Annotated in this window: 16 protein-coding genes, 1 tRNA gene and 1 other RNA gene; 6 read left to right on the top strand and 12 right to left on the bottom strand. The window is 75.9% G+C overall.

Going from position 1 to position 19830, the window contains the following annotated elements:
- Nucleotides 1-107: 107 nt before the first annotated feature.
- The gene (locus tag M8316_RS18665; protein ID WP_250053893.1) at nucleotides 108-2045 is read left to right on the top strand and encodes a cadherin-like domain-containing protein; all 1938 of its coding nucleotides are present in this window, start codon (nucleotides 108-110) and stop codon (nucleotides 2043-2045) included.
- A gap of 67 nt (nucleotides 2046-2112) precedes the next feature.
- Here the strand turns inward: M8316_RS18665 and M8316_RS18660 are convergent, their stop codons facing one another.
- From M8316_RS18660 to ffs, 7 genes are all read right to left on the bottom strand, one after another.
- Nucleotides 2113-3162 carry an aspartate-semialdehyde dehydrogenase gene (locus M8316_RS18660; RefSeq protein WP_250053888.1) on the bottom strand — a complete coding sequence of 350 codons (1050 nt, stop codon included), beginning with the start codon at nucleotides 3160-3162 and terminating at the stop codon, nucleotides 2113-2115.
- Nucleotides 3159-4436 (bottom strand): aspartate kinase, encoded by a 1278-nt coding sequence (locus tag M8316_RS18655; RefSeq protein WP_250053887.1) that lies wholly within the window; start codon nucleotides 4434-4436, stop codon nucleotides 3159-3161. The genes M8316_RS18660 and M8316_RS18655 overlap by 4 nt, the downstream gene beginning before the upstream one ends.
- A 121-nt stretch (nucleotides 4437-4557) precedes the next feature.
- Nucleotides 4558-5172 carry a DUF5063 domain-containing protein gene (locus tag M8316_RS18650; protein WP_250053876.1) on the bottom strand — a complete coding sequence of 205 codons (615 nt, stop codon included), beginning with the start codon at nucleotides 5170-5172 and terminating at the stop codon, nucleotides 4558-4560.
- Nucleotides 5169-5765 carry a recombination mediator RecR gene (gene recR / locus M8316_RS18645; RefSeq protein WP_250053874.1) on the bottom strand — a complete coding sequence of 199 codons (597 nt, stop codon included), beginning with the start codon at nucleotides 5763-5765 and terminating at the stop codon, nucleotides 5169-5171. The genes M8316_RS18650 and recR overlap by 4 nt, the downstream gene beginning before the upstream one ends.
- A gap of 45 nt (nucleotides 5766-5810) precedes the next feature.
- On the bottom strand, nucleotides 5811-6218 hold the full coding sequence (locus M8316_RS18640) for a YbaB/EbfC family nucleoid-associated protein (protein ID WP_250053872.1): 408 nt from the start codon (nucleotides 6216-6218) through the stop codon (nucleotides 5811-5813).
- A gap of 136 nt (nucleotides 6219-6354) precedes the next feature.
- Nucleotides 6355-8865, bottom strand: coding sequence for a DNA polymerase III subunit gamma and tau (locus tag M8316_RS18635; RefSeq protein WP_250053870.1), 2511 nt, complete (start codon nucleotides 8863-8865; stop codon nucleotides 6355-6357).
- Nucleotides 8866-9024: 159 nt separating this feature from the next.
- An RNA gene (gene ffs, locus M8316_RS18630) (signal recognition particle sRNA small type) lies at nucleotides 9025-9115 on the bottom strand.
- Nucleotides 9116-9233: 118 nt separating this feature from the next.
- On the opposite strand from ffs, the gene M8316_RS18625 reads away from it, so the two are divergent.
- Nucleotides 9234-9319 (top strand) — tRNA-Ser (locus M8316_RS18625).
- A gap of 76 nt (nucleotides 9320-9395) precedes the next feature.
- Here M8316_RS18625 and M8316_RS21245 read toward each other — a convergent pair.
- The 4 genes from M8316_RS21245 to M8316_RS18605 form a co-directional block, all read right to left on the bottom strand.
- Nucleotides 9396-10772, bottom strand: coding sequence for a type VII secretion protein EccB (locus M8316_RS21245; RefSeq protein WP_250053868.1), 1377 nt, complete (start codon nucleotides 10770-10772; stop codon nucleotides 9396-9398).
- A complete protein-coding gene (locus M8316_RS18615) occupies nucleotides 10769-12250 on the bottom strand; it encodes a hypothetical protein (RefSeq protein ID WP_250053866.1) in 1482 nt (493 codons plus the stop codon). Before M8316_RS18615 ends, M8316_RS21245 begins: the two co-directional genes overlap by 4 nt.
- A gap of 92 nt (nucleotides 12251-12342) precedes the next feature.
- Nucleotides 12343-12642, bottom strand: coding sequence for a WXG100 family type VII secretion target (locus tag M8316_RS18610; RefSeq protein WP_250053864.1), 300 nt, complete (start codon nucleotides 12640-12642; stop codon nucleotides 12343-12345).
- Nucleotides 12643-12712: 70 nt separating this feature from the next.
- Entirely contained in the window at nucleotides 12713-13033 is a 321-nt protein-coding gene (locus M8316_RS18605; protein ID WP_250053862.1) for a WXG100 family type VII secretion target, read from the bottom strand.
- 210 nt (nucleotides 13034-13243) lie between these two features.
- Here M8316_RS18605 and eccCb point away from each other — a divergent pair, with 210 nt between their 5' ends.
- The 4 genes from eccCb (at nucleotide 13244) to M8316_RS18585 (ending at nucleotide 18196) form a co-directional block, all read left to right on the top strand.
- A complete protein-coding gene (eccCb, locus tag M8316_RS18600; RefSeq protein ID WP_250053860.1) occupies nucleotides 13244-16909 on the top strand; it encodes a type VII secretion protein EccCb in 3666 nt (1221 codons plus the stop codon).
- A gap of 167 nt (nucleotides 16910-17076) precedes the next feature.
- On the top strand, nucleotides 17077-17271 hold the full coding sequence (locus M8316_RS18595; RefSeq protein WP_250053858.1) for a hypothetical protein: 195 nt from the start codon (nucleotides 17077-17079) through the stop codon (nucleotides 17269-17271).
- A 104-nt stretch (nucleotides 17272-17375) separates the two neighbouring features.
- On the top strand, nucleotides 17376-17690 hold the full coding sequence (locus tag M8316_RS18590; RefSeq protein ID WP_250053856.1) for a type II toxin-antitoxin system VapB family antitoxin: 315 nt from the start codon (nucleotides 17376-17378) through the stop codon (nucleotides 17688-17690).
- On the top strand, nucleotides 17687-18196 hold the full coding sequence (locus M8316_RS18585; protein ID WP_250053854.1) for a LytR C-terminal domain-containing protein: 510 nt from the start codon (nucleotides 17687-17689) through the stop codon (nucleotides 18194-18196). The genes M8316_RS18590 and M8316_RS18585 overlap by 4 nt, the downstream gene beginning before the upstream one ends.
- A 41-nt stretch (nucleotides 18197-18237) precedes the next feature.
- On the opposite strand, the gene M8316_RS18580 is transcribed toward M8316_RS18585, so the two are convergent.
- A complete protein-coding gene (locus tag M8316_RS18580) occupies nucleotides 18238-19758 on the bottom strand; it encodes a potassium/proton antiporter (RefSeq protein ID WP_250053852.1) in 1521 nt (506 codons plus the stop codon).
- Nucleotides 19759-19830: the final 72 nt, after the last annotated feature.

Here is a 19830-nt window from a genome sequence, read left to right as displayed (position 1 = left end):
ATTTATATTCTGACTATTTCGCCCCCACTGTTCACGTGAGTGAATCCGACCCCTATGCTCCGGTGAGCCCGCCGATGTGACGGGCGTCTCCTGGAGAAGGAACCGTGATGCAGCCTCGTGCCGTCCGCCCACCCCGCTCCGCCGCCCTCGTGGCTCTGGCGGGGCTCCTCGCCGGCCTGCTCGGCGTGGTCCTGCCGCCGCCTGCGGCCGTCGCTGCCGACAGCGACGTGATCGCCTGGGTGGAGGTCGAGGACGGCGCCATCAGCGGCGGTCCGACGTTCAACTCCGGCGACCACGGCAACTTCTCCGGCACGGGCTCCTACACGTTCCGGGAGACCGGGATGACCTCGACCATGAACGTCACCGCGCCGGAGGCGGGCACGTACCCGGTCTACGTCCGCTACGCCGCGGGGCCGCTGGGCCCCGACGAGAACGTCACGCGGTCCATGGGGCTGCTCACCAACGGCGGCGACCGCCAGCAGCTGAGCCTGCCCATGACGAGCTACGAGAACTGGGAGGCCTGGGACTTCGTGGCCGCCGAGGTCAGCCTCCAGGCCGGGGCCAACACGCTCGCCCTCACGTGTGACCGCAGCATCGACTTCTGCCGCCTCAACTTCGACGCGATCCAGGTCGGGGGCACGGCGCCCGACCCGTGTGTGGCCACGGAGGCCTCCCCGGGCTGGACGAGCCTGTTCGACGGCACGTTCACGTCCTTCGACGGCTGGCGCAAGGCCGGGCTCGGAGGCTTCGGCCGGCAGACCGACTGCACGATCCTCAGCGTGCGCGGACGCGGCGCGACCTGGGCCACGCAGCAGCTGACGGCGCCCTACACGCTGCGCCTCGACTGGCTGCGCGAGGGCCTCAACGACGACTCCGCCGTGCACCTCGGCTCCACCAGCCGGGCCGGCGCCGACCCCGTGGGCGGGGTCTCCGTCCTCATCGGCGCCGACGGCGCGGGCATCCGCACCGCGGACGGGACGCTCCACTCCGCCGACGCGGAGGCCGCGACGGCCGAGCACCCCACGGGGCAGTGGAACACCTACACCCTCCGGGTGACCACGACGGGCGTCGAGGTGCTCCTCGACGACGTCGTGGTGAACGCGTGGTCCGGCACCCTGCCCACCACCGGCTTCATCGGCCTGCAGAACCGCGGCTCCACCGACCAGGTGCGCTTCCGCGACGTGCAGGTCCGTCCGGGCGTGGCACCGGTCGGCGTGACCGACTCCTACGCCACCGACGAGGACGTCACCCTCGAGGTCGACGCGCCGGGCGTGCTGTCCAACGACACCGACGCCGACGGCAGCCCGCTCACGGCCGCGGTCGTCGACCAGCCGGCGCACGGCGTCCTGACCCTGGCCGAGGACGGCTCGTTCACCTACGCCCCCGAGACGGGCTTCGTGGGGTCCGACGCGTTCACCTACGCCGCCTCCGACGGTGTGGAGAGCGCGGCCCCGACCACGGTGACGCTCACCGTCGCCGAGGTCGCCGACGCCACCGAGCTGAGCGCCACGGCGGAGGCGTTCGCCTACGGGCGCCGCGGCGCGGTCCGCGTGACCCTCGCCCCGTCGGCGAACGGTGGCGACGTCGAGGTGCTCGAGGGTGGGACGCTGCTGGGCAGCGTGCCCGTGGCGGACGGGGCCGCGGCGGTGCCGCTCCCCCGGAAGGCCCTGCGTCCGGGCCTGCACGCGCTCACCGTCCGGTACACCGGCACGCCCGCCTGGGCGGCGTCGTCCACCGTCGTCGACGTCCGGGTGCGGAAGGCGCGCCCACGAATGACGGTGCGGGCGCCGCAGCGGATCAGCCTCGGCCGGCGCGCCCGCGTGCGGGTCGACCTGGCCGCGGGCCGCGGCGTGCCGGTGGCGGGCCGGGTCCGCCTGGCGGCGCCGGGGCTGGCCGTTCGGACGCAGCGTCTGCGCGGCGGCGAGACCACGTTCCGGCTGCCCCGCGCCCGGCACGTCGGCAGGCTGCGCCTCACCGTCACCTACCTCGGCAGTCGGCTCGTCGCGCGGACGACGCAGCGGGACGTCATCCGGGTCAGGCGCTAGCCGTCCCCCACCCGCGACGACAGCGGCCCCCGTCCTGGTGGACGGGGGCCGCTGTCGTCGGAGGGCGTCAGCGCGAGGCTGCGACCAGCTCGGCGATCTGCACGGTGTTGAGGGCGGCGCCCTTGCGCAGGTTGTCGTTGCTGATGAACAGCGCGAGGCCACGGTCGCCGTCGACGCCCGGGTCGGTGCGCAGGCGACCGACGTAGGACGGGTCCTTGCCGGCGGCGGCGAGCGGGTTGGGGATGTCGGCCAGCTCGACGCCCGGGGCGGCGGCGAGCAGCTCGGCGGCCCGCGCCGGGGTCATCGGACGCTCGAACTCGGCGTTGATCGCGAGCGAGTGACCGGTGAAGACCGGCACGCGCACGCAGATGCCCGAGACCTTGAGGTCCGGGATCCCGAGGATCTTGCGGGACTCGTTGCGGAGCTTCTGCTCCTCGTCGGTCTCGTTGAGGCCGTCGTCCACGAGGTTCCCCGCGAAGGGCAGGACGTTGTAGGCGATGGTCTTCTTGTAGACGCCCGGCTCGCCGAACGCCACGGCCTCGCCGTCGTAGGCGAGCTCCTTGGCCTTCTCGCCGGCGGTCGCGACGCCACCGGCCAGCTCCTCGACGCCGGCGATGCCGGAGCCGGAGACGGCCTGGTAGGTCGAGGCGATCAGGCGGACGAGGCCCGCCTCGGCGTGCAGCGGCTTGAGCACCGGCATCGCGGCCATGGTCGTGCAGTTCGGGTTGGCGATGATGCCCTGGCCCGCCTCGATGACGCCGGCGGCGGCCTCCGGGTTCACCTCGGAGACGACCAGCGGGATCGACGGGTCCTTGCGGAACGCGCTGGAGTTGTCGACCACGATGACGCCGGCCTCGGCGAACTTCGGGGCCAGGGCGCGCGAGGCGGTGGCGCCGGCGGAGAACAGCGCCACGTCCAGGCCCGCGGGGTCGGCCGTGGCGGCGTCCTCGACGACGACCTCCGTGCCCCGGTAGTCCAGGACCTTGCCCGCGGAGCGCGCGGAGGAGAAGAAGCGGATGCTCGCGACCGGGAAGTCCCGCTCGGCGAGGATCTGGCGCATCGCGACACCGACCTGGCCGGTGGCGCCGACGACGCCGATGTGCAGACCGTCGCTCATCGCCCGGTACCTCCGTAGACCACGGCCTCGACCTCGGTGGCGTCCAGGTCGAACGCGGTGTGCGTCGCGCGGACGGCGGTGTCGACCTGCTGCTCGGCGACGATCACCGAGATGCGGATCTCCGAGGTGGAGATCATCTCGATGTTCACCCCGGCGGAGGCCAGCGCGGTGAAGAACTTGGCGGTGATGCCGGGGTGGCTGCGCATGCCGGCGCCGATGAGGGAGACCTTGCCGACGCGGTCGTCGTAGAGCAGCTTGTCGTAGCCGACCTCGTCCTGGATGCGGGCCAGCGTCGACATGGCGCCCTGGCCGTCGTCGCGGGGCAGCGTGAAGGAGATGTCGGTGAGCCCCGTGGAGGCGGCCGACACGTTCTGCACGACCATGTCGATGTTCACCTCGCTGTTGGCGAGGGTCTCGAAGATGCGCGCGGCCTCGCCCACCTTGTCGGGCACGCCGACCACGGTGATCTTGGCCTGGGACCGGTCGTGCGCCACGCCGGAGATGATCGCCTGCTCCACGTCAGAGGCTCCGTCCTGCTCGGATTCGGGGGTGATCCAGGTGCCCTCGACGTAGTCGAAGGAGGTGCGCACGTGGATCGGGACGTTGTACCGGCGCGCGTACTCCACGCAGCGCAGGTGGAGGACCTTCGCGCCGCTGGCCGCCATCTCGAGCATCTCCTCGGTGGAGACGCGGTCGAGCTTGCGGGCCGCGGGGACGATCCGGGGGTCGGCCGAGAAGACGCCGGCCACGTCGGTGTAGATCTCGCAGACCTCGGCACCCAGCGCGGCGGCGAGCGCCACGGCGGTGGTGTCGGAGGCGCCACGGCCCAAGGTCGTGACGTCCTTGGTGTCCTGCGAGACACCCTGGAAGCCGGCCACGATGGCCACGGCCCCCGTCTTCAGCGCGCCCTCGATGCGGCCCGGCGTGATGTCGATGATCTTCGCCCTGCCGTGCACCGAGTCCGTGATGACGCCGGCCTGCGAGCCCGTGAACGACTGTGCCTCGTACCCGAGCTGGGTCACGGCCATCGCCAGCAGCGCCATGGAGATGCGCTCACCGGCGGTGAGCAGCATGTCCAGCTCGCGCGGCGGCGGCAGGGGTGTCACCTGCTGCGCCAGGTCTCGCAGGTCGTCCGTCGTGTCGCCCATCGCGGAGACGACCACGACGACGTCCTTGCCCTGCTTGCGCGTGTTCACGATCCGCTGGGCGACGCGCTTGATGCCGTCCGCGTCGGCCACGGAGGACCCGCCGTACTTCTGCACGACAATGCTCACGAGGAGCTCCTCTTCGGTTCCGCCGGTCCGGGCGAGGGAGACTTTCCCCTGCGCCCGAGGCCGCTCGTCCCCGCCGCGCGTGGGGCGCGCAGGGGCTCGCCGAGCGGGCCAGGGACGAAGTCTACCGAGCGTCGGGGCCGGTGCTCTCCAACATCTCATTCGCGACGGCCACCTGGTCGGCGTCCACCACGACCTCGGCGTCGAGCCGGTCGTGGGCGACGACCGAGAGCAGGGCGTTGAGCGCCGCGCCGGCCAGGTTGCCCCACGAGGAGACGTAGGAGAACTGCCACCACCACAGGGCCTCGGCCACGTTGCCCTGCTGGTAGTGGCGCAGGCCCGTGTCGAGGTCGGTGGCGATGGAGGTGAGGTCGTCGGAGAGCTGGCTCTCCACGACGTCCGGCACGTACGGGTCGAACACGAAGCCGTAGGTGTCCACCCCGCCGAGCATGTCGGCGAGGCTCAGGCGCATGTCGTCGAGGTCCGGCTCGGGGCCGACGTCCGGCTGGTACTCCGAGCGCGGCGTGAAGTCCCGCTGGGCGCCCAGGCGTGCACCGGCGAGGAGCACCTGGCTGATCTCCAGCAGCAACAGCGAGACGGCTCGTCCGCCGTCGCGCTCGGTGGCCATGGCGCGCAGCGCCACGAGGAAGCCGCCGACGGTGTCGGCGATGTCCTGGGCGAGCGCCCGGTCCTGGGCGTCGAGGACCACGGGCCCGGTGCCCGCGCTGTTCTCCGTCATTGTGCTGCCCGCCTCCCAGCAAAGGCTCGTCCGAGGGTGACCTCGTCGGCGTACTCGAGGTCGCCGCCTACCGGCAGTCCACTCGCCAGGCGCGTCACGCGCAAGTCCATCACCGTGAGCATCCGGGTGAGGTACGTCGCCGTGGCCTCGCCCTCGAGGTTCGGGTCCGTGGCGAGGATGACCTCGGTGACCGTGCCGTCGGCCAGGCGCGTCATCAGCTCGCGCACGTGCAGCTGGTCGGGGCCGATGCCGTCGATCGGGCTGATCGCCCCGCCCAGCACGTGGTAGCGGCCCTTGTACTCCCGGGTGCGCTCGATCGCGACGACGTCCTTGTACTCCTCCACCACGCACAGGACGGACGGGTCGCGCCGCGGGTCACGACAGATGCGGCACGTGTCCTCCTCGGTGACGTTGAAGCACACGGTGCAGAACTTCACCTTGGCCTTGACCTCGATCAGGACGTCGGCGAGCCGCCGGACGTCCGTCGGGTCGGCCTGCAGGAGGTGGAAGGCGATCCGCTGAGCGGACTTCGGACCCACGCCCGGCAGTCGGCCGAGCTCGTCGATCAGGTCCTGGACGACGCCCTCGTACAAGCGCGTGCTCCTCTCGGGGCGGCCGGGTCACCCGGCCGGGAAGGGTCAGAAACCGAAGCCGCCGGAGCCGGGCGTGCGCCCGCCGGGGAGTCCGTCGGCGCCGGGCATGCCCGGCATGCCGCCGGCGAGCGGGCCGAGCGCGTCCTGGGCGTTGCGGTCGGCCTGGGCCTTGGCGTCGCGGTAGGCGGCGACCACGAGGTCACCCAGCTCGGAGAGGGAATCCGCGTCCGTGCCCTCCAGGACGCCCTCCTTCAGGTCCACGCCCACCAGGTCGCCGGTGCCGCTCACGGTGACGTTGACGGCCCCGCCGGCCACGCTGCCCGTCACGACGGCCTCGGCCAGCCGCTTCTGGGTCTCCATCAGCTGCTCCTGCATGGCCTGGGCCTGCTGGAGCAGGGCGCCCATGTCGAAGCCGCCCTCGCCGCCCATGCCCTCGAACGGGTTCTGCGTCATCGCACTCTCCGTGGTGTGTCGGTGTCGTTGCCGGCCCCCGGGACCGACCTCTGCGTCCGGCGCGACGGCCGGCCCTGCCGGACCAGTGTGCCCTCCGGGCGGCTGCCCGGTCCGCGACCGGCCCGTGGCGTGCTGCTCACTGGTGCCGGATCTCCTCGATGACCTTGGCCCCCAGCTCGCGGGCCAGCAGCTCGGCGCCGGCCAGGTCGTCGGTCTCGGCGTCCTCGTCGTCCATCGTCACGTCGGCGTCCGGGTCGTGCGTGGGCGCGGCCGGTTCCTCCGCGGCGGCCGGGCCGGATCGGGTCGCCTGGATCGCGCTGCGCGCCGCGGAGATCCCGCCGCTGCCGAGCCGGCGGGCGGTGGGCTGCCCCGCCGCGTCCGGTGCCGGCGCCTCGGGGCGGCCCCGTCCGGACCGCCCGTCGTCGGGCGGCAGGTCCTCGGTCGGCTCGCCGTCGGCCCACGAGGGCGGCTCGGCGTCCGCCCAGGCGGGACGGGACTCCTCCGGTGCGGCCGCGGTCCGCCCCGGCCGCTGGTCCGTCTCGCGGGTCGCCGGCGGCGCGGTGTCGTCGGCCCAGGCGGGGGGACGCTCCGCCGCCGGGGCGGCCTGCTCGGCCGGGCGCTGGTCGGGGCGGGCCCGGCCCTCGGGCTCGCCCCGGCCACGCTGCGAGGAGGCGTCCGGTGCCGACTCCGTCGACGGGGCGGCCGGCCGCGGCGCCGCGGCTGGTGCGGGCTCGGGCGCGCGGGCGGCCGGGCGGGTCACGACCGGACCGTCGGGGCTGGCCCCGGGGTCGACGATGGTCTCGATCCGCCAGTCCATCCCGACGACGTCGATGGCCGCCTGGCGGACGATCTCCGCGCTGCCGCCGGAGTCGAAGGAGGCCCGGGCGCCGGTGTTCGCGAACCCGAGGGTCAGCGTCTTCGCGTCCACGGCGACGACCTGGGCGTTCGTGGTCAGGTGGATCCACGTCACGCGGCGTCGCTGCTTGGTCGCCTCGACGATGTCGGGCCACAGCCGGCGCACCTCGACCAGGCTCAGCCCCGCGGCGGGCTCGGCAGCGGGCTCAGCGGGGTCAGCGACCGGCTCGGCGACCGGCTCGGCCGCCGAAGACTGGGGCACGGCCGGGGCCGGGCGGTCGGGCACGGCCCACGGATCGTCCTGCGGCGCCGGGGGCGCTGCGGTCTCCGGGGCTGCGGGCGCCACGGCTCCCGCGGGTCCGGCAGCGGGGGCACGCGTCTCCTCGGCGGGCTGCCGCTCGACCGGGGTCTGCGGTGCCGGAGCCTGCTGGGCCGGAGCCTGCTGGGCCGCAGCCTGCGGCGCCGGGGCCGGCGGAGCGGCGGGGATGCGCGTCTCCTCCGGCAGCACCGGGGTGATCGACTCGGCCGGCGGCTCAGGAGCGTGGGACTGCGCCGGGACCGGTCGAGGCCGGTCCTGCGCGGGGGCGCTGGGGGCGTGGTGCGCGGGCGCGCTGACCTGACCCGAGACCGACATGCGCCGCTCGACCCGGTCCAGCCGGGCCGCCAGGCCGTCGGTGCCGTGGTCGGCACCGGGCAGCAGCACCCGGGCGCAGATGAGCTCGAGCAGGAGGCGCGGGGCGGTGGCGCCGCGCATCTCGGTCAGACCGGCGGCCACGATGTCCGCGGCGCGGGTGAGGTCGGCGGCACCGAAGCGGGAGGCCTGCCCGACCAGTCGCTCGCCGGCGTCCTCGGAGACGTCGATGAGGCCCGAGGCGGGCGCATCCGGGACGGCGGCCACGATGACGAGGTCCCGCAGGCGACGCAGGAGGTCCTCGGTGAAGCGGCGCGGGTCCTGCCCGGTCTCGATCACCTTGTCCACGACGCCGAAGACCGCGGCTCCGTCGGCGGCGGCGAACGCGTCGACCACCTCGTCGAGCAGCGAGTCGGGCGTGTAGCCGAGCAGGCCGGTGGCCAGCTGGTAGGTCACGCCCTCGGGCCCGGCGCCGCCGAGCAGCTGGTCGAGCACGGAGAGGGTGTCGCGGGCGGAGCCGCCGCCGGCGCGCACGACGAGCGGGATCGCGGCCTGCTCGATGCCGACGCCCTCGAGGTCGCAGAGCTCGGTCAGGTAGCTCGAGAGCAGCCGCGGCGGGATCAGCCGGAACGGGTAGTGGTGGGTGCGCGAGCGGATGGTGCCGAGCACCTTCTCCGGCTCGGTGGTGGCGAAGATGAACCGCAGGTGCGGCGGGGGCTCCTCGACGAGCTTGAGCAGGGCGTTGAAGCCCTGCGTGGTGACCATGTGGGCCTCGTCGATGATGTAGACCTTGTAGCGGCTCTTCACCGGCGCGAAGAACGCCTTCTCGCGCAGGTCACGGGCGTCGTCGACACCACCGTGCGAGGCCGCGTCGATCTCGATGACGTCGATCGAGCCGGGACCCCCGCGGGCCAGGTCGCGGCAGGACTCGCACTGCCCGCACGGCTCGGGGGTCGGCCCCTGCTCGCAGTTGAGCGCGCGGGCGAGGATGCGGGCGGAGGTGGTCTTGCCGCAACCGCGCGGACCCGAGAACAAGTAGGCGTGGTTGACCCGGTTGTTGGCCAGGGCCGCACGCAGCGGACCGGTCACGTGGTCCTGCCCGATGACCTCGGCAAAGGTCTCGGGCCGGTAGCGGCGGTACAGGGCGAGGGGCGACTCCACACGCAGACCCTAACGAGCCCGACCGACAGTCGCCGTGCCGCCGAGGTCAGCGCTGTGGAGGAGGGCGCCGGACCGACGCCGGGCCGACGCCGGGCCGGCCCCTGGGAGCCTCACCGGGAGCGGCGACGGCCGCTCGACCGGGGCCGCGGCCAGGAACGAGAAGGCCCCCCACGCACCCGACAGAGCTCACTTACCCTTGCTGCGTTTCCGCCCTGGGGGAGTTGGGCGAGATGCCGCCACGTGGGGGGTTGCCCCCACTCTAGGCGAGCACCGACGAGCCGCCCAAGACGGGGGCCGTCCTCGGCGGCCCGGGCGGCTCGGTCCGCCGGATTTCGCGACCACAGGCGCTCACCGGTAACTTACGTCTCGGAGGTATCGCCTAGTGGCCTATGGCGCTCGCTTGGAAAGCGGGTTGGGTTAACAGCCCTCGGGGGTTCGAATCCCCCTACCTCCGCCGCAGCCGAAGGCGCCGCACCAGCAGGTGCGGCGCCTTCGTCGTTCCCACGGTGCTGCGCGGTCCGGCCGGCCGGCTACCGCCTGCCCCGCTGCCCACCACGCAGCTCGCCACCACGCAGCACCGCGGCCGCCGAGAGGCGCGGGCCGGCCTCCACCAGGCGCAGCCAGGACGCCGGCACCGTCAGGGGCGTCGCCTCCCCCAGCCCCAGCGCGTCGGCCGCGTCGGGGCCGAGCCGGTGGCGGGTGCCGTCGGAGACCAACCAGGTCCACCCCGTGGCCGCGACCAGCGCCGCCCGGGGTCCGGTGCCCTCGGGCACGAGCCCCCACGCGGGCTCCTCGTCCGTGGACGCTGAGAGGCACAGGTCCGCGTCCCCGCCGACGACGGGGACGGCGGCCGGCCACCCGTCCGGGCGCAGCGCCGGCCCCAGGCCGCCGGCCGAGCCCTGCACCAGTCGGCCCGGCGACGTGGCCCGCGCCGGGAGGTCGCCGGCCAGGGCGGCCCACACGCGGGCGGCGAACCGGTCCAGGGGCCGCAGCGACCCCGCCGCGTCCACCACCCGGGACCCGGAGCGGGTGTGGTCCCCGACCCGGACGCCGGCGGGTCGGCCGGGCGCGGGTCGCCCGAGCCTGCCCCCAGCCACCACGTCGGCGAACGCCGCCGGGCTCAGCGGCGCACCGGTCGGCAGCAGCCCGACCCAGGCAGCGGGCACCGTGCGGGCCCAGCGAGCGGCGGGCTGACCGAGCGCGGCCAGCACCTCGTCGCTGCCCGGGGGCACCCGCAGGCGGACCAGCCCGCCCGCGCGGTCGGGCGTGACCAACCAGGTGACGTCGGTGCCGGCGGCGCGCACCAGCACGGCGCCCGTCGCGCTCCCCGTGCTCGCAGCGGACCCGGTGAGCGTCAGCGTGGCGCTCCCCCGGGCGCCGGCGCAGACCGTCCATCCGGTCGCGAGCTGGTCGGGCTCCGGGAGACGCGTGGGCGCGCCGGCGAGGCCGAGGGGCCTGCCCGTCGGGAGGGAGGCGAGCACGTCGGCGGGCGCGGTCACCGGGGACGCGGCGGCCTCGCCGAGCACGAGCCGCGCCGCGACCGCGTTGCCGACGGGGTGCAGCACGGCCGTCTGGTCCTGAGCGCCGGCCGCCGCGCCAGGAGGCGGGTCGAGCAGGGCGTAGGCCTGCCCGGCGGCGTCCAGCACGAGCGCCGGCGCGTGCAGCTCCTCGACCTCGCGTGCGACGACGGCGCCGTCGCCGTCCGTGGGCCGGCCGCCCGGTGCCGAGAAGCCCATCCCGGCGACGACCCCCGGCACGACCGCCACCAGCACCGCCAGCAGGGTCCCCAGGACGAGGCGGCGCCAGGGCGGCCCCGGCTCGTCGGCGCCCGGCGTGCGACCGACGAGCGCGGCGGCGGTGCGGCGACGGTGCCAGCCCTCCGCCTCGAGGAGGTCGCGACGGCTCACCACGGCCACCACCCGCTCTCGCCGAGCAGCCGGGACAGGTCGGGCCCGAGCCCCGCCGCCAGCACGGCGGTGGGCAGGAGGAGCACGAGGAGCAGGGACTCCACCGCGTCGCCCCACCGGGCCAGCCGCAGGGCGGCCGTGCCGCCCGGCGGGCGGGCGACCACGAGCACGAGGGCCGCCGCGAGCAGGACGGCTGCCGCGGTGGTCGACGACCGGCCGAACAGGGCGGGCGCGAGCACGCAGGCCGCGGCCGCGCCGGCCGCGACGACCAGGCCCGTCATCCGGAGCGGACCGCGGGCGTGCCGGGCGCGCAGCCCCACGAGCAGCGCGGCGAGGACCGGCAGGACCGAGGCGGCAGGACCGCTGGTGACGGAGAGGACCGCTGCGCACGCCGCCGTCACCGGCACGCTCGCGACCGCGGAGCCGAGCAGCAGGTCGTGGGCGGGGCGGGTGCCGCGTCCCGGGCCGTCACCAGGGTCTGCACCGTCGGTCTCGGCGACGAGCGCGGCCGCCCACCAGGGCGCGAGGTTGCTGGCCATCACCGTGAGGGTCAGGACGACGCTCGCCCCCGCGGCCGGGGTGCCGCCGACCAGGACGACGCCCGCGCCCGCGGCCAGGCCTGCGCCGGCCACGAGCCCGGGCAGGCAGAGCCCCCAGCGGCGACCGAGCAGGCCCGCCGCGGTGCCGGCGACGAGCAGTGCGACGAGCCCCGCGATCGCCGGTGCGGCCGGCCCGTGGACCCCGAGACGGTCCGCAGCCGGCAGCGCGGCGAGCCCGGCCAGCGCGGCGGAGCCCGTGCCTACCAGGGCAGCGGTCGGAGCGCTGCGGGCGCGGGTGGGACGCACCAGCAGCAGGAGCGACAGGGCGCCGAGGGCCGCGGCGGTCGTCGGGAGCGCCGCGGACGCGAGGACGCCGGGGGCGAGCCCGGCGCCGGCGACGAGGAGCCAGGCCGTGAGCACCGGCGCCCTGAGGACCGACGCTGTGAGGACCGGCGCCGGGAGCCCCGGGCCGAGGGACCGGTCACCGCCGACGACCTGTGCGACCCGTGCGGCCGGGTCGTCCGCGGGCGTTCCCGGTTCCTCCAGGCCGAGCAGCAGCAGTGCCCCGTCCGGCACCGCAGGGCCCGCCGACGCCGCGAGACCGTCGGCGAGCGGCACCGCGACCGGCACGGGCGTGCCGTCCGCCAGTCGTGCTGCGAGACGGGCGCGCGGCGCGGCCGCCAGCGTCGCCTCGTCCAGGCCGACGAGCCCGGCGAGGTCGGGTCGCTCGGCGAGCACCTCGACGAGGCAGAGGGAGTCGGGGACGGCGACGTCCACCGCTCCCCCGGGGCCCCGGAGCGTCAGCCGCAGCAGGGCGCCGGGGCGGACGGGCGGGGAGGCGACCGACTCGACGGCGCGACGGCGACCGCCGACGGGGTGGCGCGGCGCCGCCCCCGGCTCGGGGTCCGGGGGCGGCAGGAAGCCGGGCGGGTGGGTCATCACGGTTCCCTCCTGGTCGGCCCCGCCGGGCCGGTGGTCGGTCGGTCGGCTCGGGCAGGCGGTCGGGTCAGGCGGCAGGTCAGGCGGTCGGGTCAGGCACCGAAGAGCGCCGCGCCCCGCAGGTCGGCGGCGCGGTAGTCCTCGTTGGCCTGCGCCACGGCGCCGGAGGTGCGGGCGAGGAGGTCGTGCATGCCGGCCACCTGCTCGTCCCACCCGGCCTTGGCCGTGTCGTAGGCGGTGCGGGCCGAGCCGACCCAGGCGCCCCGCAGGGCGGCGAGGTCGCCGTCGAGCTGGGCGAGGCGGGACTGGATGTCGCGGACCGCGCGGGCGAGGTCCTGGCTACCGCCCTCGAGCCGGGCGTGGTCGACGCGGATGCCGTCGAGGTCGTTCATGGGTGCTCCTTCTGTCAGTGGGGTGCGGGGGTGTGGTGGGTGCGGGTGGTGGCCGTGGCGCGGCCAGGCCTCACGGCAGCGCGCCGAGCGCGGACTGGAGCCGTGCCATGGCGCCCTGCTGCGCGTCGTCGGTGGCGGTGTTGTCCTGCTCGGTGGTGCGCAGGTCGGCCTCGAAGCGGTCGAGCACCGCCACCACCTGCCGCTGCCGGGCGTCCCACGCGGCGGCCAGGGCGGAGAACGCGGCCGCGCCCTGCCCGCCCCAGCCGGCGCGCAGGTTCGCGACGTCGCCCTCGAGTCGACGGCCCACCTGGTCGAGGTCGGTGCGGGCCTGGGACACCAGCGACGCGGCGCGTCCGAGTGCGCCGGCTCCCTGTCCGTAGTCAGCTGCCATGAGCGTGCTCCCTTCTCTCGGTGCCGGCCGGCCCGAGCGGCCCGCCGACGCCCCGACGGCGTGCCGGGACGTCCGTCTGGCTACCCCCGGGGACCCGCGGAAAACGGCTCGCGGAGTTCTCCACAGGCCGGCGTCCGGCACGGTCCCGCGGTTGTCCACAGATCGCCGGGCGGGCGTTTCTCCGGCTCGGGCAGGGGCATCCGGTACGGCATGTCCACGACCGACCTGCGCCGCGATCGAGGCCCTGCTACCACCAGCGCCGACGTCGCCCTGCTCCCCGTGCCGAGCCTGCCGCGCGCCGAGTCCGGCGCGGCGGCCACCGCCCTGGTCCCGCTCGTCGGCAGCCTCGGCTCGGTGGCGGTGATGATGGCGCTGAGCCCCACCGGCGGTGCCCGCGCCCTCCTGGCCGGTGGCGCGCTCCTCGTGGCGTCCCTGACCTACGGGGTCGTCGCCCTCGAGCGGCAGCGGGGGCAGCGGCGCGAGGCGTTGCGTCGCAGCCGCGCCTCCTACCTGCGGCACCTCGAGGAGGTACGGGCGGCACTCGTGGCCCGCGGCCCGCACCCGGACGAGGCGGCGCACCCGCCCGCGGAGCTGCTCGCCCTGCGGCCACCGCGGGCCCGCCTCGTCCCGGAGGGGGCGCCGTTGCTGGTGCGACTCGGCGCGACGACGCTGGCCGAGCCCGCACTGGCCCCTCCGGGCGCCGAGGAGGAGGCCGACCCGGCACTCGCCCGGGCGGCCGAGCGCCTGGTCGCGGCGTGGTCGCAGCGGCCGGGGCCCGCCCTGGTGGACCTGCGCGCGCACGCGCGGCTGACGCTGCCCGCTCCGGTGGCCCGCGCCCTGGTCTGCCAGGCCGCCTGGCAGCTGGCGCCCGCGAGCCTGTCGGTCGCCGTGCACGGTGCCCCGGCCGCGCGGCGCTCGTGGTCGTGGGTCCCCTGGCTCCCCCACCACGTCACCGCGCCGGCGGTGGCCGAGGACGACGGGGGCGAGGCGCACCGCCTGCTCGTCGTGCCGGCCGGAGAAGCCGTCCCGACTGGTGACGGCGACGGGCGCACCACCGTCCTGGTCGTCGACGACGACGCCGCCCCGCCCCCGGAGGCCGGACGCCCCGACGTGCTCCCGCGCGACCTGGCCGCCACCACGGCACGCCGGCTGGCCCGGTACGGCGGCGCTGCGCCGACGGGTGGCGACGCCGCGCTGCTGGGGCTGACGCCGCTCGGAGCGGGCGAGGGGGCGGACGACGGAGCAGAGGACAGAGCAGAGGACGGAGCAGAGGTCCCGGCGGGCTGGGCCCCCCGCCCGGCGGCCGAGCGCCTGCGCGTGCCGCTGGGCCGCGACCTCGCCGGCGAGCCCGTGCTGCTCGACCTCAAGGAGTCCGCGCTGGGCGGCTCCGGCCCGCACGGCCTGGTGGTCGGTGCCACCGGCTCCGGCAAGTCCGAGCTGCTGCGCAGCCTGGCCCTGGCGCTGGTGGCGGGGCACTCCCCGCGCGACCTCCAGCTGGTGCTGGTCGACTTCAAGGGCGGCGCCACCTTCGCCGGCATCGAGCACCTGCCCCACGTGGCCGCCCACGTCACCAACCTCGCCGGCGAGCTGGCGCTGGTGGACCGGATGGCCGACGCCCTCGCCGGCGAGCTCACCCACCGGCAGGAGGTGCTGCGCGCCTCCGGGCACGACTCCCGCGAGGCCTACGAGCAGGCGCGGGCACGCCAGGACGACCCGACCACCGAGCCGCTGCCCAGCCTGCTCGTGGTCGTGGACGAGTTCTCCGAGCTGCTCGGCGCCCGCCCGGAGATGGTGGAGACGTTCGGGGCGATCGGGCGGCTCGGCCGCTCCCTGGGCGTCCACCTCCTGCTGGCCTCCCAGCGGCTGGAGGAGGGTCGGCTGCGGGGGCTCGAGGCGCACCTGTCCTACCGGGTCGCGCTGCGCACCTTCACCGAGGCCGAGTCGCGCACCGTGCTCGGGGTCCCGGACGCCGGCCGGCTGCCCCGCCGTCCCGGCGAGGGCCTGCTCCAGGCGAACGCCGGCCCGCCGCTGCGCTTCCGCGCCGCCCACGTCTCGGGGCCGGCCCCCGCCGCCCCCCGGCAGGAGCAGGGCCCGGTGGACGACCGCGTCCGCGGCCTGGAGGAGACCCCGTCGCAGGCCGCGGTGACCCACGACGGCCCCTCCCTGCTCAGCACCACCGCGCAGCGGCTGGCCCGCCCCGTCCCGGGGCACGAGCGGCCCGCGCACCGGGTCTGGCTGCCGCCGCTGGAGGAACCGCCCACACTGCGTGACCTGCAGCCCCACCGCACCGCGGACGCCTGGGACCTGCCGCTCGGCCTGGTCGACCTGCCTCGCGAGCAGCGCCACGACGTGCTCCGGGTCCGGCTCGGCCTGGGCCACCTCGCGGTGGTCGGCGCGCCGCGGACTGGCCGCAGCACGGCGCTGGCGAGCACCGTGCTCACGCTGGCCGACCGGCTCGGGCCCGACCGGCTGCACGTCCACCTGCTCGACCCCACCGGCGCGCTGGCGCCGCTGGCGGGGCTGCCCCACGTCGCCTCCCGGCTCGACGGGCAGGACCCCACTCTGGTGCGGCGGCTCCTGGACGACCTCGAGCGCACCATCGAGCGGCGCGAGCAGGGCCTGGACGCCCCCGCGGACCCGCACGGCGCCCACACCCTGCTCGTGGTCGACGACGCTGCCGCCCTCCTGGCCGCCCACGACGACGCCGGCGCCCGGCTGGCCCGGCTGGCCGCGCGCGGGCTGCCCGCCGGCCTGCACCTCGCGCTGGGCGCGACCCGGTGGGCGCAGCTGCGGCCCGGCCTGCGCGAGCTGTTCGCCGAGCGGGTCGAGCTGCGCCTGGGAGACCCGGTCGAGTCCGAGGTCGACCGTCGGACCGCCGCGCGGGTGCCCCGGCACCGGCCCGGTCACGGCACTGCCCCCGGGCAGGTCGCGCCGGGGCGTCCCGTGGGCGGCCACGCCCTCCTGACCGCCGTGCCCGACGACCCGGCCCGCCCCCTGGGCGGTGCGGAGGCGGAGGTCGCACGGCTGACCGCGGCGGCGCACGCGCGCTGGCCCGGGCGCGTCGCTCCGCCGCTGCGGGTGCTCCCCGCCCGCGTCGACCTCGCCGACCTGCGTGCCCGGCACGGCACCCCGGCGGGGACCGGCGGCGCCGTCGTCCTGGCGCTGGAGGAGCGCGAGGACGAGGTGGTCGCGCTGGACCCGGTGACGGAGCCGCACCTGCTGGTGCTCGGTGAGCAGGGCTCGGGCCGCACGACGGTGCTGCGGTCCCTGGCCACCTCCGCGCTGGCCACGTCCGCACTGGCCGCCTCCACGCCGGGCGACGCTCCCGAGGGCGGGCTGAAGGTGCTGGCGCTGGACCCGCGCCGCAGCCTGCTGGGCGACCTGCCGCGCGAGCACCTCCTGGACCACGTGAGCACGCCGGACCGCGCCCGGGCCGCCGTCGCCGACCTCGCCACGTACCTGGCCCGCCGGGTGCCGGGGCCGGACGTCGACCCCGCCCGGCTGCGGGCCCGGGACTGGTGGCGCGGCGCGGAGGTGCTGGTGCTCGTCGACGACCACGACCTGCTGGAGGCCGGCGGGTCGCCGCTCACCCCGCTGCTGCCGCTGCTGCCGCAGGCCCGCGACGTGGGGCTGCGGGTCGCGGTCGCCCGCCGCTCCGGTGGGGCCGCCCGCGCCCTGGGCGGCCCGGTGCTGGCGACGCTGCGCGACCTGGCCTCCCCCGGCCTGCTGCTCTCCGCCGACCCGGCCGAGGGTCCCCTGCTCGGCAGCACCCGCCCCGAGCGGGGCGTGCCGGGGCGGGGCCGCCTCGTCACCCGGGACGCCGGGGTGCGGACCGTCCAGGTCGGCTGGTCACCCCCGGGCACGACGGCCGGCTGAAACGCCGGAGACAGTCGTTTCTCCTGCCGGGCCGGACCGACCCGGGACAGAAGACTGCAGCGAGCGTCACAGACCGGACAACCTCGCTGTAACACCGCGTCAACGCCACGCTTACACGCGGCTCGCACAGTGGACCTGACTCCACCCCCCACCTCGAGGAGCCCGTCATGACCGCGACCGCCGAGACGCGTCCACTGCTCACCACCGACGACGCCCGGCTCGACCGGCTCGCCGACCAGCGCGAGAACCTCCGCCTGCGGCACTCCCAGCGACTGGCCGAGCTGCTGGAGCAGCGGGAGGACCTGCGCGGCGTCAACGCGCTCGCCGACTTCGTCAGCGCTTCCGTCCGCTGGAGCGCCTGAGCGCCGCGGCCACGGCCCCCGGCGGCGTGCGCCCAGGTCACGGTCCGGTGACACCGGGGCGCCACCACCCCGACGGTCGCGCCGGGACTGCCTAGACTCACCCCGTGATCTTCAAGCGCGTGGGGGACGGTCGTCCCTACCCCGAGCACGGGCTCGCCACCCGTGACTGGGCGGCGCTGCCCCCGCGGCAGGTGCGGCTGGACCAGCTCGTCACCACGAAGGACACCCTGCAGCTGGCTGCCCTCCTCGACGAGGACTCCACCTTCTACGGCGACCTGTTCGCCCACGTGGTGCTGTGGCGCGGCGACATGTACCTCGAGGACGGCCTGCACCGCGCTCTGCGGGCCGCGCTCCAGCAACGGTCGGTGCTGCACGCGCGGGTGCACGCCATCGGCGAGGAGACGACGATCCCCGCATGATCCACGTGCCGCAGGCCCTCAAGACCACGCTCACGCTGCTCGTGCTGGCAGGCGTCCTCGCCGTCGGCGCGTGGTGGGGCTGGTCCTCGCTGACCACCCCGTTCGACGAGGACGCGTCGGCCGACGAGGGCACCTGCGCGCCCCTGGAGATCGCCCGCGGCGACCGGGTCACCCCCGACATGGTCGAGGTGGTCGTGCTCAACAGCGGCAACCGCGCCAACCTCGCCTCGACCGTGATGGAGCAGCTCACCTCGCGCGGCTTCGTCGGGGTCGAGACCGGCAACAGCGAGACCGAGGTCAACCGCGTCCAGGTGTGGGCCCCGACCCGCCGCGGCCCGGGCATCCAGATGCTGATGAGCTCGATGCCGAAGGGCACGAAGGTGCGCAAGCGCGACGTCGACACGCTCACCGTCGTCCTGGGTGACGGCTTCACCGACCTGGCGACCGGCCGCGAGGCGGTCAAGGCCACCCGCGCCGGCACGCTCTGCCAGCCGGCCGCCTCCTGATCAGTCGCGCTCCTCGGTAGCACTGCCTGGGTAGCGCTGCCTCAGTCGCGTTCGGGCGTCCGCCGCGCGTCCTCCCGCAGCCAGCGCGCCAGGCGACCGCCGCGGCTGACCTGCCGCAGCCGGCGCTCCACGTCCTCGCGCACCGCGCGCGGGGTGACCAGCAGCAGGTGGTCGCCGTGCCGCAGCACGGTCCGCGGCTCGGGGACGACCATCTGGTCCCCCCGGATGATGAGCGAGACCGAGGCCCCCACGGGCAGCCGCAGCTCGGCCACCTCCACGCCGTGCATCCGCGAGGTGTCCGCGATGGTCACCTGCAGCAGGTCCGCGGCCAGCCGCTCCAGCGGCGCCGCCTCCAGCTCCAGGTCGCGGTGCCGCTCCGTGAGCGCGACGCCGAGCACCCGGGCCACGAACGGGAGCGTCGGGCCGGTCAGTGCCGTGTAGACGACCACCATCACGAAGACGAGGTCGAAGAGCCGCTCCGAGCCACCCACCCCCTCGGCCAGCGGGATGGTGGTGAGGACGACGGGCACGGCACCGCGCAGCCCGGCCCAGGACAGGAAGGCCAGGTCGCGGGGGCGCATCGGTTGCGCCAGCGAGCTGACCGCCACGGAGACCGGCCTGGCCACCAGCGTGAGGATCAGCCCGGCCGCCAGCCCCAGCAGCACCTCGTTGAGGGTGACCCGGCTCGGCGAGAGCAGCAGGCCGAGCATCACGAACAGCCCGATCTGGGAGAGCCAGGCGATGCCCTCGGCGAACGAGCGGGTGGCGCCGCGGTGCGGCAGCTCGGAGTTGCCGAGCACCAGCGCGGCCACGTAGATCGCCGCGAACCCGCTGGTGTGGACGCCGGCGGCCAGCCCGTAGGCCAGGAAGGTCAGCGTGATCACGGCCAGCGGGTACAGGCCGGCCGTGGGCAGGGCGACGCGGCGCATGAGCAGCGCCCCGCCACGTCCGACGAGGAAGCCGACGAGCCCGCCACCGACGAGCTCGGCGAGGATGATCAGCCCCACCACCAGCGGGTGGTGGTCACCCACGGCGCCGGTGGAGACGAGCGTGACCAGCACGACCGTGGGGGCGTCGTTGAGGCCGGACTCGGCCTCCAGCGCACCGGTCAGGCGGCGCGGCAGCGGCACGACGCGCAGCACCGAGAACACCGCGGCGGCGTCGGTCGGCGAGCAGACCGCGCCCAGCAGGATCGCCACGGGCCACGACAGCCCCAGCACGTAGTGCCCGGCCAGCGCCATGATCGTCACCGAGACACCGATGCCGACGGTGGCCAGCGAGACGCCGATCCGCAGCGAGCCGCGCAGGTCGCGCCAGCCGGTGGTGAGACCGCCCTCGGCCAGGATCACCGCCAGCGCGGCGAAGCCGAGGGCGTGGGCCGCGGAGGCGTCCTCGAACTGGATGCCCAGCCCGGACTCGCCCAGGGCGACGCCCATGAGCAGGTAGAGCAGCAGCGAGGGCAGCCCGACGCGGGAGGAGACCCGCACCGCGAGGATGGCCAGGAGCGTCACGGCCGACCCGACGAGCAGGAAGCTGTCGAGCTGGTGGACGTCGAGGCTCACGGGGCACCCCTGGCGGTCTCGGCTACGGGGTCCGATCCTAGCCAGCGCGGGTGCGGCACCGACGGGGGTGTC

This window comes from Nocardioides bruguierae, assembly GCF_023554635.1.
Classification (GTDB): domain Bacteria; phylum Actinomycetota; class Actinomycetes; order Propionibacteriales; family Nocardioidaceae; genus Nocardioides; species Nocardioides bruguierae.
This window is presented reverse-complemented; position numbering and strand designations above follow the sequence as displayed.